The 12,236-nt window shown below is 61.1% G+C and carries 21 protein-coding genes; 13 read left to right on the top strand and 8 right to left on the bottom strand.

Going from position 1 to position 12,236, the window contains the following annotated elements; genetic code table 11:
* Positions 1 to 4: 4 nt before the first annotated feature.
* Positions 5 to 283 (top strand): hypothetical protein, encoded by a 279-nt coding sequence (locus tag NKJ32_RS09105; RefSeq protein WP_352690642.1) that lies wholly within the window; start codon positions 5 to 7, stop codon positions 281 to 283.
* Positions 284 to 295: 12 nt separating this feature from the next.
* The gene (locus NKJ32_RS09100; RefSeq protein WP_352690640.1) at positions 296 to 898 is read left to right on the top strand and encodes a hypothetical protein; all 603 of its coding nucleotides are present in this window, start codon (positions 296 to 298) and stop codon (positions 896 to 898) included.
* Here NKJ32_RS09100 and NKJ32_RS09095 read toward each other — a convergent pair.
* Positions 895 to 1,356 carry a hypothetical protein gene (locus NKJ32_RS09095; RefSeq protein WP_352690638.1) on the bottom strand — a complete coding sequence of 154 codons (462 nt, stop codon included), beginning with the start codon at positions 1,354 to 1,356 and terminating at the stop codon, positions 895 to 897. The two genes, NKJ32_RS09100 and NKJ32_RS09095, sit on opposite strands and share 4 nt — an antisense overlap.
* On the opposite strand from NKJ32_RS09095, the gene NKJ32_RS09090 reads away from it, so the two are divergent.
* The 4 genes from NKJ32_RS09090 (at position 1,346) to NKJ32_RS09075 (ending at position 3,054) form a co-directional block, all read left to right on the top strand.
* Positions 1,346 to 1,789 (top strand): ATP-binding cassette domain-containing protein, encoded by a 444-nt coding sequence (locus tag NKJ32_RS09090; RefSeq protein WP_352690695.1) that lies wholly within the window; start codon positions 1,346 to 1,348, stop codon positions 1,787 to 1,789. The genes NKJ32_RS09095 and NKJ32_RS09090 overlap by 11 nt on opposite strands.
* Positions 1,790 to 1,892: 103 nt before the next feature.
* The gene (locus NKJ32_RS09085; protein ID WP_023719167.1) at positions 1,893 to 2,066 is read left to right on the top strand and encodes a hypothetical protein; all 174 of its coding nucleotides are present in this window, start codon (positions 1,893 to 1,895) and stop codon (positions 2,064 to 2,066) included.
* A gap of 128 nt (positions 2,067 to 2,194) precedes the next feature.
* Positions 2,195 to 2,623, top strand: a complete 429-nt coding sequence (locus tag NKJ32_RS09080; protein ID WP_023678402.1) for a VOC family protein — start codon at positions 2,195 to 2,197, stop codon at positions 2,621 to 2,623.
* A gap of 77 nt (positions 2,624 to 2,700) precedes the next feature.
* Positions 2,701 to 3,054 (top strand): DUF1428 domain-containing protein, encoded by a 354-nt coding sequence (locus NKJ32_RS09075; RefSeq protein WP_352690636.1) that lies wholly within the window; start codon positions 2,701 to 2,703, stop codon positions 3,052 to 3,054.
* On the opposite strand, the gene NKJ32_RS09070 is transcribed toward NKJ32_RS09075, so the two are convergent.
* The 3 genes from NKJ32_RS09070 to NKJ32_RS09060 form a co-directional block, all read right to left on the bottom strand.
* On the bottom strand, positions 3,041 to 4,696 hold the full coding sequence (locus NKJ32_RS09070; protein WP_352690634.1) for a tetratricopeptide repeat-containing sulfotransferase family protein: 1,656 nt from the start codon (positions 4,694 to 4,696) through the stop codon (positions 3,041 to 3,043). The genes NKJ32_RS09075 and NKJ32_RS09070 overlap by 14 nt on opposite strands.
* 185 nt (positions 4,697 to 4,881) lie before the next feature.
* On the bottom strand, positions 4,882 to 5,148 hold the full coding sequence (locus NKJ32_RS09065; protein ID WP_023678405.1) for a DUF1488 family protein: 267 nt from the start codon (positions 5,146 to 5,148) through the stop codon (positions 4,882 to 4,884).
* Positions 5,149 to 5,158: 10 nt separating this feature from the next.
* A complete protein-coding gene (locus NKJ32_RS09060) occupies positions 5,159 to 5,341 on the bottom strand; it encodes a hypothetical protein (protein ID WP_023678406.1) in 183 nt (60 codons plus the stop codon).
* Between the two features lie 367 nt (positions 5,342 to 5,708).
* Here NKJ32_RS09060 and NKJ32_RS09055 point away from each other — a divergent pair, with 367 nt between their 5' ends.
* Entirely contained in the window at positions 5,709 to 5,975 is a 267-nt protein-coding gene (locus tag NKJ32_RS09055; RefSeq protein WP_023678407.1) for a hypothetical protein, read from the top strand.
* On the top strand, positions 5,972 to 6,217 hold the full coding sequence (locus NKJ32_RS09050) for a hypothetical protein (RefSeq protein ID WP_023678408.1): 246 nt from the start codon (positions 5,972 to 5,974) through the stop codon (positions 6,215 to 6,217). Before NKJ32_RS09055 ends, NKJ32_RS09050 begins: the two co-directional genes overlap by 4 nt.
* Before the next feature lie 138 nt (positions 6,218 to 6,355).
* On the opposite strand, the gene NKJ32_RS09045 is transcribed toward NKJ32_RS09050, so the two are convergent.
* Entirely contained in the window at positions 6,356 to 6,757 is a 402-nt protein-coding gene (locus NKJ32_RS09045) for a Kazal-type serine protease inhibitor family protein (RefSeq protein WP_023678409.1), read from the bottom strand.
* Between the two features lie 491 nt (positions 6,758 to 7,248).
* Between NKJ32_RS09045 and NKJ32_RS09040 the strand changes: the two genes are divergently transcribed.
* From NKJ32_RS09040 to NKJ32_RS09030, 3 genes are all read left to right on the top strand, one after another.
* Positions 7,249 to 7,461 (top strand): cold-shock protein, encoded by a 213-nt coding sequence (locus NKJ32_RS09040; RefSeq protein WP_006202520.1) that lies wholly within the window; start codon positions 7,249 to 7,251, stop codon positions 7,459 to 7,461.
* A gap of 229 nt (positions 7,462 to 7,690) precedes the next feature.
* The gene (locus NKJ32_RS09035) at positions 7,691 to 7,903 is read left to right on the top strand and encodes a cold-shock protein (RefSeq protein WP_006202521.1); all 213 of its coding nucleotides are present in this window, start codon (positions 7,691 to 7,693) and stop codon (positions 7,901 to 7,903) included.
* Between the two features lie 192 nt (positions 7,904 to 8,095).
* Positions 8,096 to 8,506 (top strand): BA14K family protein, encoded by a 411-nt coding sequence (locus NKJ32_RS09030; protein WP_352827373.1) that lies wholly within the window; start codon positions 8,096 to 8,098, stop codon positions 8,504 to 8,506.
* A 69-nt stretch (positions 8,507 to 8,575) separates the two neighbouring features.
* Here NKJ32_RS09030 and NKJ32_RS09025 read toward each other — a convergent pair whose 3' ends face one another.
* From NKJ32_RS09025 to NKJ32_RS09015, 3 genes are all read right to left on the bottom strand, one after another.
* Complete coding sequence (locus tag NKJ32_RS09025; RefSeq protein WP_352568000.1) at positions 8,576 to 9,217, bottom strand: MBL fold metallo-hydrolase; 642 nt, start codon at positions 9,215 to 9,217, stop codon at positions 8,576 to 8,578.
* A 176-nt stretch (positions 9,218 to 9,393) separates the two neighbouring features.
* Positions 9,394 to 9,705, bottom strand: a complete 312-nt coding sequence (locus NKJ32_RS09020; RefSeq protein WP_023678412.1) for a hypothetical protein — start codon at positions 9,703 to 9,705, stop codon at positions 9,394 to 9,396.
* 145 nt (positions 9,706 to 9,850) lie between these two features.
* Complete coding sequence (locus NKJ32_RS09015; protein ID WP_352568001.1) at positions 9,851 to 10,744, bottom strand: branched-chain amino acid aminotransferase; 894 nt, start codon at positions 10,742 to 10,744, stop codon at positions 9,851 to 9,853.
* A 249-nt stretch (positions 10,745 to 10,993) separates the two neighbouring features.
* Here NKJ32_RS09015 and NKJ32_RS09010 point away from each other — a divergent pair, with 249 nt between their 5' ends.
* Together NKJ32_RS09010 and NKJ32_RS09005 are read left to right on the top strand one after the other, a co-directional pair.
* A complete protein-coding gene (locus tag NKJ32_RS09010) occupies positions 10,994 to 11,521 on the top strand; it encodes a MarR family winged helix-turn-helix transcriptional regulator (RefSeq protein ID WP_352827368.1) in 528 nt (175 codons plus the stop codon).
* A complete protein-coding gene (locus NKJ32_RS09005; RefSeq protein ID WP_023678415.1) occupies positions 11,508 to 12,227 on the top strand; it encodes a response regulator in 720 nt (239 codons plus the stop codon). Before NKJ32_RS09010 ends, NKJ32_RS09005 begins: the two co-directional genes overlap by 14 nt.
* Positions 12,228 to 12,236: the final 9 nt, after the last annotated feature.

Here is a 12,236-nt window from a genome sequence, read left to right as displayed (position 1 = left end):
GCCTATGACGAACGTCACCGCCACGGCAGAGGCTGCAGTAGACATATGGCCATATGTCGAGGCGCTGGATCTGGATGAGATCGGGCTGCCATATTTGAACGACGTCCACTATGTCTACCGAGACGCCCAAAACCGATTTGATCAGGTTTTGATTGGCACCGGCAGGTTCAACGCCCTTCTTGTGATCGTTGTCGATCTCAGCAGAAGCTCGGTGTTCGGACATTTCCTGCTGGATTTGAACAAGGAATACGGAGTAAGCGGTGGCCACTTGAGGTCCGTGTGACAGTCCTGCCGAATGCCAACCGTCATTGCCATTGCCTCCGGCAATCCGCCGTGGCGCTCCTTTGAAGCCACAGCTATTCTCATGCCATCGCTTGGGTGGGTGCAGATGATGACGCGTCGTTTCTTTGGACTTCTCGCAGCCGTCGCCGCAGCTTTCCTGCCGCCCCGCGCGGCGTCTCAAACGACGAACGCGCCGCGGCGCTTGCAGGATGACATTCCGATAGCCGCGCAGTGGATATCCAAAGCACTGCAAAGTTCGGGCTATGACGCGAATTTCACACCACGGAGCATATCGGAGGTGGAGCGCTTCTTTCGCGAGCAGACGAAGGACGGGGAGCCCATCTCCGCCGGTTTGATGTCGCAAGATATCGGGCCGCGCTTGTTTGCGTTGGGCAGCTATTGCGGCGAGGTGCTCCGCAGGGAACTTGGTGGGCATTGGCTGACGAATGATGATGATCCCGAAGGGGAAATCAACGCGGCTCTCGAAGTTGGAAGCGGCGTTACCTGCTGGCCCATGCAACGCGTGATGAAGCGACTGCGCAGCGGCGAGGACGACCTGTGGCTTGGGCCGCAGGGATCAGGTGAGGCTGAAAGGCGCGGCGAGGCTCTGCCCTAACCTGCTTCGTATTTTCGGATGAATGGAACACCATTGAACGTTTGTGTACAACAGGAACAGCTTGGCTTCATGTCTTCCAACCTGAGTTCGGGATCGACCAGCGCCAGGCGATTGTCCTGATCCAAGTACAGGCCACTGTAATATGAATTTTCTCCCACTCGGACGAACGAGTGCTTGTCGGCATCGTTGAGTGCAACGATCCAGAAAATCGGGTCCGGTCGATCCAGTCGCGCCACTGCCTGACTGTGAACATCGGACCAATCCTGTCCAACTTTCGAAAGCAGGAATCTGAACAACGGCGTGTAGTCGCGGCCCCATTGTTTTTCGCCATGCATGGAGCCGCGGCTCGTCTTGTCCTCTTTCTTGATATGCCGGGAAAATTTGTAGTCGCCGCCGCCATGGCGAACGCCGTGGGTTCGCGTGTTTTCCCGTCGGTAGAGTGGTTCTCTGTGTCGCATCCAGAAGATCCGCAGCCGCGTAACACCACGCTGGTCCGGCAGTATTTTTGCCGAACACCCCAATGGGTGCAAGAGGACGTCGGCTTCTCAGGTACCATTCATCGTTGACTGCATAATGCTCGTCGACATGCAGGAGCGTCGGATCGGCGTGCTGTCGGGCGGACAGAAGGCGCGTCTGATGATGCTGGCGCTGAGGCTCGCCAACCCCAACTTCTATTTGCTCGACGAGCCGACCAACCACCTCGATATCGATGGTCAGGAAGCACTGGAAGCGGAATCGCTGGAACATCAGGCGAGCTGCCTGCTTGCCTCGCACGACCGCTCCTTCATCCGCGCGGTTGGCAACCGCATCTGGCTGATCGAGAAACGGCGATTGACCGAGATCGACAGCCCGGAGGTGTTCTTCCGGGAGGTTGCCGAAGCCGGCGGCTGAAGGCTTGCGGAAAAAAATCCGGCGCTCTGTCGGATGATGATCGCATGCCACGTCCTTGGGTTGCCGACACGGTGATGCCGGCGCCAATTGAGGAGAAAGCATCATGTCTATTCTGTCATCCATAGGTCACGCCGTGACGCGTTACTCGGCGGCTCGCGCCCGTTATCGCAGCGAACGCGCCATCCTTTCATTGCCGATCGAGCTGCGCAAAGATATTGGCTGGCCGGAAATCGTCGTCGACGCGCAAAACAGCCCGCGGATTCGCATCGAAGGTTGAAAGGTGGCAGTTGGCCGTCGCGGCAGGCGCCATTTCGAATCCAAAAAACCATCGGCCGTGTAGGATCGTCGCCGTTCCGTTCGTCCTGTGGTTCGCAAAGGCAAACCAGACGCAAAGAGGAGCATGACATGAATGACCAGCCGCAGACCCAGCCCGCCGCCAAAGTGCTTGGCGGATTGACGCCCTACCTTCAGCTGGACGGCGCTTTCAAAGCCGCAGAATTTTACCAAAAGGCCTTCGGTGCCGAGCAGGTCTTTGCCTATCCGCCGGACGAACAGGGCCGTACCATGCATATCCATCTCCATATCAACGGTTCGACCCTGATGCTTTCCGACTTCTATCCCGAGCATGGAATGGCCGCTGTGAAGCCGCAGGGCTACACCATGCAGCTCCACCTCGGCAGCGACGACATCGACGCCTGGTGGCAGCGAGCCGTCGAGGCGGGCTGCAAGGAAGTCGTGCCGTTGCAGGTGATGTTCTGGGGCGATCGCTGGGGCAATATGCGTGATCCGTTCGGCGTCGAATGGGCAATGAACGCACCGGTGAAAGCAGCTTAGCATTCCACACAGGCTGTGTCTGAAATCACCTCTCCCGCTCCAGAGGGAGAGGAAAACGATCGCATGGAGGAAATCAGATGTCCTATGTCGACGGTTTCGTACTTGCCGTACCGAAGGCAAAGCTCGATGCTTACAAGAAGCTGGCGGAAACCGGCGGCGCCGTCTGGAAGGAGCACGGTGCTCTTGCCTACGTCGAATGCGTCGGCGACGACGTCCCTTATGGCGAGCTCACCTCGTTCCCGCGCGCCGTACAGGCCAAGGACGACGAGGTCGTCATCTTCTCATGGGTGGTCTACGAATCGCGCCAGAGCCGCGACGCGGCGATGGCCAAGGTGATGGCCGACCCGCGCCTCAAGTCGGACTGGGAGACCATGCCGTTCGACGGCAAGCGCATGATCTTTGGCGGTTTTCAGCCCTTCATCGAGCTGTAGGCGCCCCTCGATCAAGTTTGTCGTGCAGCGGCTTCAGCCGGTCGCCATAGCGCTTCCACAGGTCGACCGAGCCCTGATACATCGGCTGGCGCACTTGAGCAGCCGACGCCGTTCGCACCGGCCGGTCGGTCTGGTGGAACGACAGCACGGCGTCGTCCCACGGCAGGCCGAGATGGGCGATCAGCGCCCGCGACTGGCCTTCCTGGTCGGCGACGAAATCCTCGTAGCGAACGTCGTGCACGACATCAGGCAGCACGGCGTGCCAGTGCGCCATGATGTCGGTGTACAGATTGTGGAAATCGGCGAGCTCGTCGAGATCGTAGCCGTAGCGATGGCTTTCGCCTCGGAAGTGCACCTTGTAGATCGACAGGCAGGTCGCCGCCGCATCGCGCGAGCAATGGATGATCTTGGCCTTCGGCAGCATCAAATGGATGAAGCCCACCAAGAGGAAATTGCCGGGCATCTTGTCGGTGACGTGCCGAGAACCCGGATAGCGGGCGTGCAGCATGTCGAGATAGGCCTGGCCGGCCTCGGCATAGGCCTTGTCGGGCATGTCGGCGATGCCCCAGGGAAAGCCGCCCTTCATGCTGAGCGGAAACTGCTTGCCGACCGCCGTCTTCAATATGCTGAGCTCGCCGGCGCCATAGACCTGCGGATGGCTGGCGATGATCTGCTCGACCAGCGTGGTGCCGGAACGCGGCATGCCGACGACGAAGATCGGCGTGTCGTCGGCTATCTCGCTCGGCCTGTGCCTTTCAAAAAAGGCCTTGTCGAACACCGCCTTCATCGCCTCGAACTCGCCGCGCGTCTTGCCGGCGTCGTAGTCGATGCCCTGGCGGCGGATCGCGTTGCCTTCGGCGAAATAGTCGAAGGCGCGGCCATACTGCCTGAGGTCGTCATTGGCCTTGCCGAGACCGAAGGAAAGCTGCATGCGCGCCAGGCTGCCTTGCGGCGCCTTGGCGTGCTCCGCCTCCATGCGGGCAAGCTCGGCGTCGCGCTCCTTCTGGCGCTTGACCTGGGTAAGCATCAGCCAGGCCCTCGCCATGCCGGGGTCCACAGCCAGCGCCTGCCTGAAAAGATCCGCAGCCTCGTCGAGATTGCCCTTTTCCATCAGCCCGACACCCAGGCCGTGTAAAAGATCGGCATCCTTCGGCCGGATCGTCAGCGCCTCGCGAAAGACAGCCAGTGCCTCATCCAGCCGGCCCGCTTCCTGCAGCGTTTCGGCAAGCCCGACGCGGGCGCGGACATGGAACGGGTTGCGGCCGATCGTGCCGCGATAAATATCCTCGGCGCCTTCGAATTGGCCGAGCTGCTTCAGCGACGAGCCGAGATTGTCACGCGCCGCCAGCTGGTCCGGCCGAATCGCCACCACCTTGCGGAAGAGATCGGCGGCGGCCGCGACCCGGCCGAGGTCGCGCAGCACGGTGCCGAGATTGTTGAGGAAATCCGGATTGTTCGGTTGCAGACGCACCGATTGTTCGATCAGCGCCAGCCCCTCGGCGCTGCGCCCGGTCTGGTGCAGCAGAAGCCCGAGGAAATGCGCAGCAGCCGGGTGGTTGGCCTTTTGCGCCAGCACCTGTCGGTAAAGCGCCTCGGCTTCCTGCCGGCGCCCGGCCTGGTGCAGCTGCAGCGCCTGCTGCACGTGCTGGTCGAGCCCCAGCGGCGGCTGTCCGCCTGAGCCGTAACGTGCGCCTGCCGGTTGTCTCGGATCTCTGTTGATGGGAAACCTGCCGTGTTGTCCGCCTGCCGCGATCTAGGCCATCGCTGCGGCGCGTGCAAGAGCAGACGGCGGTCGCTGCGAAGCAAACCTTCGAACCCGGGGGGAGCCTACCGAAAGTCGGCCGGCGTCAGCACATACATGTTCCTGCGGCCGTGCGAGTAGGCTTGGCGCGCAATCTCGTGGATCGACGAACGCTTGGCGTCGAAGGCGCTGAGAAATTCGGCCTCGGCTCCGCTTGCTGCCGGGTTTGCCGCCGAAAGTGCCGCGACCTCGACAAAGAACGGGACTTCGAGCATGCCGTCATGGCCGACGAAACGAATGCGCTTGGCCGCCGCGTCATAGGAGCGGCTGGGATTGGGAAAATTGAGCGTCATGGCTTGCGCGTCAAATCAGGCGGTTGCTTTCGGCAAGCTGGCGCGCCCGCCGCGCCGTGCCGTCGGTGTCGGCAATCCTTCGCCTTGCCGCCTCGTCGCTTCTTATCGTGAGACGCGGCGACAAGACCTTTATCGGCTTTGCGACAGGACTGACTGCAACTGTCGGGACATCCGGTGTTCTTGCGGAGTTCATGACTCTCTTCCTTCCATTGCTAGATAAATACAAATGCCGGAGGAATTTTTTCGGAAGTTCTTCAAACAATTTTTGAGGTGCACCGGGACCGTATCATCGTTCTGCGGATAACTATAGAAAAGTAATTTGACGTTGGTAGGGGTAAGAGGCCGAAAACTTCTTGAATAAGCCGTATTTTCAGACTATTGGTATGAAACCGTTTTGGGCCATGCTTGGCCCCGCGGTGTCAGGGATTCTCGGCCCGCCAAACTTATCCAAATCGCCGACACCTGGTACCGCAATGCAGGCTCCGCTTCCGGGGCAGGCCGGAAAGAAACTTCAAGGCACGAGAACTTCAAGGCACAAGCGAGAACTTCGAGGCACAAGAATGTCTGCTCGCACCACCCATTCCATAGCGCATTTCGCGGCACCTTTCGTGCTTGGCGGGCTGGATGGCGTGCAGCCGGCCGGCGACTATGACATCGACCACGACGAAGAACTGATCGACGGCATGTCCTGGCCTGCCTGGCGCCGCGTCGCCACTTTCATCCATCTGCCGGCAAGGACAGTGAAAAGCGCGACCAGCCAGCTTGTCGCCATTGACCATGCCGAGCTCGACGCAGCGCTTCGGCACGACCAGGAGAATGTCACATGATCCGCTTCCAGCAGAATGCGCGGCGCACGGACACGCCGGCGCATATCTTCACCGTCGGCCAGACCGTCCGCATGAAGAGCCGCACCGGCCTTGCCCAAAAGACCGCGGAGCTGTTCCAGATCAAGAGCCGGCTGCCGGTCAAGGACGGCTCGCCGCAATATCGCATCCGCAGCGATCAGGAGACCTATGAGCGGGTCACCACGGAAGACAATCTCGAACCGGTCGACAACCCGGCCAACTGAGCCGACGCGCCGCAACGCTGCTTCACATGCTGATGGTGCCGCAGATCTGCGTCGCCTGCGCATCTCCAACGGGAACGGCGCTGAGCTCTACGCCGGCCCCCAGATGGTGCTTATCCGGCCAGGCTGTAGGTCGGTGCGCTAGCAGGGCCCGTCATCGACGACGCGATAATCCGCCGCGCGGGCTTCGCATTCGTTGGGGAATGTGCGCAGTTCGCCATGGCGACGGGCACAGACCGGGCGGTATTCGCGGGTGCAGAATGTCTGCTCCTCACCGCCACCACCACCGCCGCGGCACTCGCCCTCGCGAATGATGCGGTATCCGGCCCGTTCGGCAAGGCAGGCATTGGCGAAGGTCTGGCGGTCGCCGCCGCGCCGGGCACAGACCGGGTCATATTGCCTAGTGCAGAATTGCGGCCCCGGCCGTGGCGGGCGCGGCCCCGGCCCCTCATCATCCACCACGACGGTGCAGGCTGCGAGAATTGCCGACAGGAACAGGATGGAAAAAACCTGCCGCGGAAAGATTGCCGCAAGAAACCGCATGAATGTTCCCTCCCTCGAAACTCCTGCCTGCACAAATGGTGCCTGGGTCAGGCCGATCCTCGTCATTCCGCTGCCAGATGCAACCCCTGTTTGCAACTGGCGAGCCAGGGCGGTATGCCGGCGCAAGCCAAGACAGCACCTGCCCCGTTGGCTGGACCATGCCTGGGTGAAGTCTGGCCGATGACCGCGCAGAGAACCGGGACTATCGGTGCGATGCGTCGGGATGCGCCTGTTGGGGCCGCCCGCGGCTGTGTCTTGCAAGCATCACGTTTCCGTGCGATAAATTTTGTGTTCGGGCATTTGCGACCCGGAGAGCGGAACGTTTTGGACGACCTTTCCCCGATACTGTGAATCTCTGACAGCCCCGTTTTCGGCGGGGGGTTTTACCCATGCGCCAATGCATGACTGCCGAAGCAACCACCGGGACTTGCCCACGGCGCCAGGCGGCGGGCGGAACCACCAAGACTGACACGGGTGAAGGAGTTTCCCCAATGGCCCAGACCGGCACCGTTAAATTCTTCAACGCTACCAAAGGCTTCGGCTTCATCACGCCCGATGGCGGCGCCAAGGATGTGTTCGTCCACATCTCGGCGATCGAGGCTTCCGGGCTGCGCACGCTTGTCGACGGTCAGAAGGTCACCTTCGATGTCGAGCCCGACCGTATGGGCAAGGGTCCGAAAGCGGTCAATCTCCGCGCTGCCTGAAACCACAGCGTGCCGCGCGTCCTTTCGGGGTGTGAGGATGCTGCAAGGCTTTTGGAGTGAACTTGAATTCTGTAAAGGCGCGGCGGTTTTCGTCGCGCCTTTTGTGTTCCGGGATGCTTGCCCGCACCCGCAAAACTTTCTCTTGCCGATGGCACTAAAATAAAGGACAAATTTCCGTCCGGGCATTTGCCGGCCCGAGACTGGACTTGTGGGATCAAAGGAGCTTCCCATGCCGCAGACCGGCACCGTCAAATTCTTCAATCACGCCAAGGGCTTCGGCTTCATCACGCCGGACGACGGGGCAAAGGATGTCTTCGTCCATATTTCGGCCGTGCAGGCGTCGGGTCTTCCCGGTCTTGAGGATGGGCAGAAAGTGACATTCGACACCGAGCCGGACAAGCGCGGCAAGGGTCCGAAAGCCGTCAACCTGTCGATCGGCTGAACCACCCCCGGACAGAATGGACGTGGGCCGGTCTGGCCTGCGGTGTTTGCCGCACGCTTGAACCGCCCAGTTAGATGAACCGCCTGGTCAAATTTCGTTCAGCCCCCGTTCAGCCACGGTCGCATATTAATCTTCGTTAAAGCCGGACCGCATCCCCCGAAAACGACCCGGGCCGGCACGAAGGAGACCGACATGAACCGAATTTTCAAGACTGCCATCCTGTCCGCCGCGGTCGTTGCGACCACGCTTGCGACCTTGCCCGCGGCCAATGCCGACGAATGGCGCCATCACCGCCGCCACCACGGCCACGGCGACGCCGTTGCGGCCGGCGTGCCCGGCCTTGCGGCCGGTGCCCTGATCGGCGGTGCTCTCGCCAACCCGCAGCCCCGCTATTACGACCCGGCCTATGATGATGAATACTACAGGCCTGCCCCGGTACGCCGTTATTACGTGCAGCCGCGAGTGGCCTATGCCGAAAGCTATGCGGAGCCGTGGACCCGCGGCTGGTACGAATACTGCTCGGACCGCTACCGGAGCTTCAACGCCCGTACCGGCACGTTCACCGGCTATGACGGCGAACAGCATTTCTGCACCGCCAATTAGCGGAGGCAGTTTCCCGTCGGAAAAAAGCGCGGTCGCACAGGCCGCGCTTTTTGTTTCCGGCAAGCGGTTTCAGACCAGAAAAGGATTGCTCCGCCGCTCCTCACCAAAACGGCCGCCGGGACCATGGCCGCAGATAAAGCCGATGTCGTCGCCCAACGGCAAAAGCTTCTCCTTGATCGAGGCGATCAGCGCGGCGTGGTCGCCGCCCGGCAGGTCGGTGCGGCCGACCGAACCGCGGAACAGCACGTCGCCGACATGCGCGAACTTCGCCGCCCGGTTATAGTAGACGACGTGGCCGGGTGCGTGGCCCGGACAATGGAGCACCTCGAACTCGTGTGAGCCGAACGAAACGGTCTCGCCTTCGGCAAGGAACCGGTCGGGGACACAGTTGCGCACGGGATCGGTGATGCCGTAGCGCTTTGCCTGGTTCTCGAGATTGGCGAGCAGCGGCCGGTCGGCGGCATGCGGACCGATGATCTCGATACCGAGCGCCTCCTTCAGTTCCATGGCCCCGCCGGCATGGTCGATATGGCCATGGGTAATCCAGATCGCGCCGGCAGTGATCGCATTGTCCTCGAGCGCCGCCAGCACCTTGTCGATGTCACCGCCCGGATCGACGACAACGCCTTGTCTGTCGTCCATGTCGAAGAGGATGGTGCAGTTCTGCTGGAACGGCGTGACCGGCACGATGCCGGCGTTGAGCTGACCCATATTCGTCCTTTCACGCTGTCGGAGTGCTGCGCGTCCCCTCGAACGCGTCAGGAGAGCTCCAACCTTGAACCAGGCCCTGATGTAGAGACACACGCGAACGGCGTCCACCGCTCCCACAAACGGCAAACGAAATGGGCGGCCGAAGCCGCCCATTTGAAAACCTGAAACGTCGAAGCTTATTTCTTCATCGCGTTCATGACCGCACCGATGATGCCGGTCAGGATGGCGCCGCCGCCGGCACCGCCAACGATATTTGAAATGTTCAACGCGCTGCCGGCCCCTGCCGCCGTGGCGGCTGCTGCCGGATCGACCGCGCCACCCAGCAGACTGTTGAGGATGGCCGCACCGCCGACGCCGCCGACAGCGCCACCCAGGATTTTGGTAAGCTGCCCCATCGCCGCACTCTTGATAGCCGCACCCACCGCCTGGCCACCGATGATGCCCGTAATCACCTGAATAATGATCGGAAGAAGCGTGTTCATATCCATATTTCCAGTCCCTCCATAGCTGCCAGCCTCCCAGGCCGACGCCATCATGAGACGCCGAATTGAATGAAAGTCAAATGCGCAAACGCTTAAATAAAAGGGGCGGCCCGAAAACCGCCCCTACTTGATAAAAAACCTGTGACTTTCGTTATTCTGCAGCAATCGCGTGGTTGGGTTGAACCGCCGCAGAATAGTCGTTCATCAATGTCTTGGCGATATCGCCGACCTCGAATCGGTACGGACCGATCTCCGAAACCGGTGTCACCTCGGCCGCCGTGCCGGTGAGGAAGCACTGGTGGAAGCCTTCAAGCTCCTCCGGCATGATGGCGCGCTCGATCACCTCCAAACCGCGGTCCTTGGCAAGGTCGATGACCGTGCGGCGGGTGATGCCGTCGAGGAAGCAATCAGGCTTGGGCGTATGGATCTTGCCGTCCTTGACGAAGAAGATGTTGGCGCCTGTCGCTTCCGCCACCTGGCCACGCCAGTCGAGCATCATGGCGTCGGCATAGCCCTTGGCCTCGGCGGCATGCTTGGACATGGTGCAGATCATGTAGAGGCCGGCCGCCTTCGATTTCGACGGTGCGGTGCGCGGGTCGGGGCGGCGCCATTCGGCCATGTCGAGCCGGATGCCCTTGAGCTTCTGCGCCGGGTCGAAATAGCTTGGCCACTGCCAGATGGCGATGGCGCAGTTGATCCGGCTGTTCTGTGCGGAAACGCCCATCTGTTCACTGCCGCGCCACGCGATCGGCCGGACATAGGCGTCCTGGAAACCTTGCTTCTTCAACAGCGTGCGGCAGGCGTCGTCGATCTCGGCGACCGAGTAGGGTATCTTGAAGCCAAGCAGGCGCGCCGATTCATGCAGGCGTTCGGTGTGGTCGGTCAGCTTGAAAATTTCGCCGCCATAAGCGCGCTCGCCCTCGAATACCGCGCTGGCGTAGTGCAGCCCGTGGGTCAAGACGTGGATCTTGGCGTCGGCCCATTTGACGAACTCGCCGTTCATCCAGATAAAGCCGTCCAGTTGGTCGAAGGGAACGGATGCCATGGTAACCTCCCGCGGGCGGCAGCCCGCACATCATTGTGTCGTTGCGTGTTTCGCCTCGGCCGCTGCGGGCGGCCATTGTGTCAAAGCGTAGGCGGATATTTAAGGTCTGGCAAACTCAGGAAGTTCCGGAAAAAACGGCTTCGCTTGCCTTTTCGTTCGCAATCCGCCGAAAAGCTTGCCAAAAATTACCATCGCGCGGAAAATACGTCAATAGTGCTGACATAATTTCCTGCTTCACACGGAGAAAAGATGACGAGCCACGCAGCCGCAGAACCGATCAGGACGGCGATCACCGACGAGGACGGCATCGATTTCGCCATCATCGAGTTGTTTTTCTTCGCCTATCGCGACTTTACCTCCGATCCGGACCAGATCCTGGCCGAATACGGTTTTGGCCGTGCCCATCACCGGGTTCTGCATTTCGTCAATCGCCGGCCCGGGCTGACGGTCGCCGAGCTCCTCGACGTGCTCAAGATCACCAAGCAGAGCCTGGCGCGCGTGCTCAAGCAACTGATCGACACCGACCATATCGTGCAATTGCAGGGCCCTCGCGACCGCCGCCAGCGCGAACTCTACCCGACGGCCAAGGGCCGTGCCCTGGCGCTGGCGCTGGCGCGGCCACAGTCGCGCCGCATCCATGCTGCATTGGAAGATTCCGGAGCCACCGAACGCGCCGTTATCGAACGGTTCCTTGAAGCGATGGTCAATCCGGAACTAAGGGCGCAGATCGACATTGTGGCCGCAAAGATGTCAGGGAAAAACCATGGAGACCATTGAGAGGGTTGATCATCCGACAGCACCGGAAGACGACGCGCCGCATCTGCTGGTGGTCGACGACGACACCCGTATCCGCAATCTTCTGAAACAGTATCTGACCGAAAACGGCTTTCGCGTCACCGTCGCCGGAAATTCCGGCGAGGCGCGGCGCAAGCTCGCCGGCCTCGACTTCGATCTGATCGTGCTCGACGTCATGATGCCGGGTGAAAGTGGCGTCGACCTCACCAAGGCGCTGCGGGCGGAGAAAAACGTGCCGATCCTGATGCTCACCGCACTGTCCGAAACCGACAGCCGGATCACCGGGCTCGAGGCCGGCGCCGACGACTATCTGCCTAAACCGTTCGACCCGCGCGAGCTGATCCTGCGTATCAACAATATCCTGCGCCGCGGCGGCCCCGCGACAACGCCTAAGGTCGAACAGCTGGTCTTTGGCCCCTATACGTTCCAGATCGCCAGGCGTGAGCTGAAGCGCGGCGGCGAGGCGCTCAAGCTGACCGACCGCGAGCAGGAAATCCTGGCGATCTTCGCTGCGCGTGCCGGCGAAACGATACCGCGGCATGAGCTTGTCGGCGATGAATCCGAGGTCGGCGAGCGCACGATCGACGTCCAGATCAATCGGCTCCGCCGCAAGATCGAACGCGATCCGTCCAATCCGGTCTGGCTGCAGACAGTGCGCGGTATTGGGTATCGGCTCAGCGTGGAATAGAATGTCGCC

Source organism: Mesorhizobium sp. M0159 (assembly GCF_040322295.1).
GTDB lineage: Bacteria > Pseudomonadota > Alphaproteobacteria > Rhizobiales > Rhizobiaceae > Mesorhizobium.
This window is presented reverse-complemented; position numbering and strand designations above follow the sequence as displayed.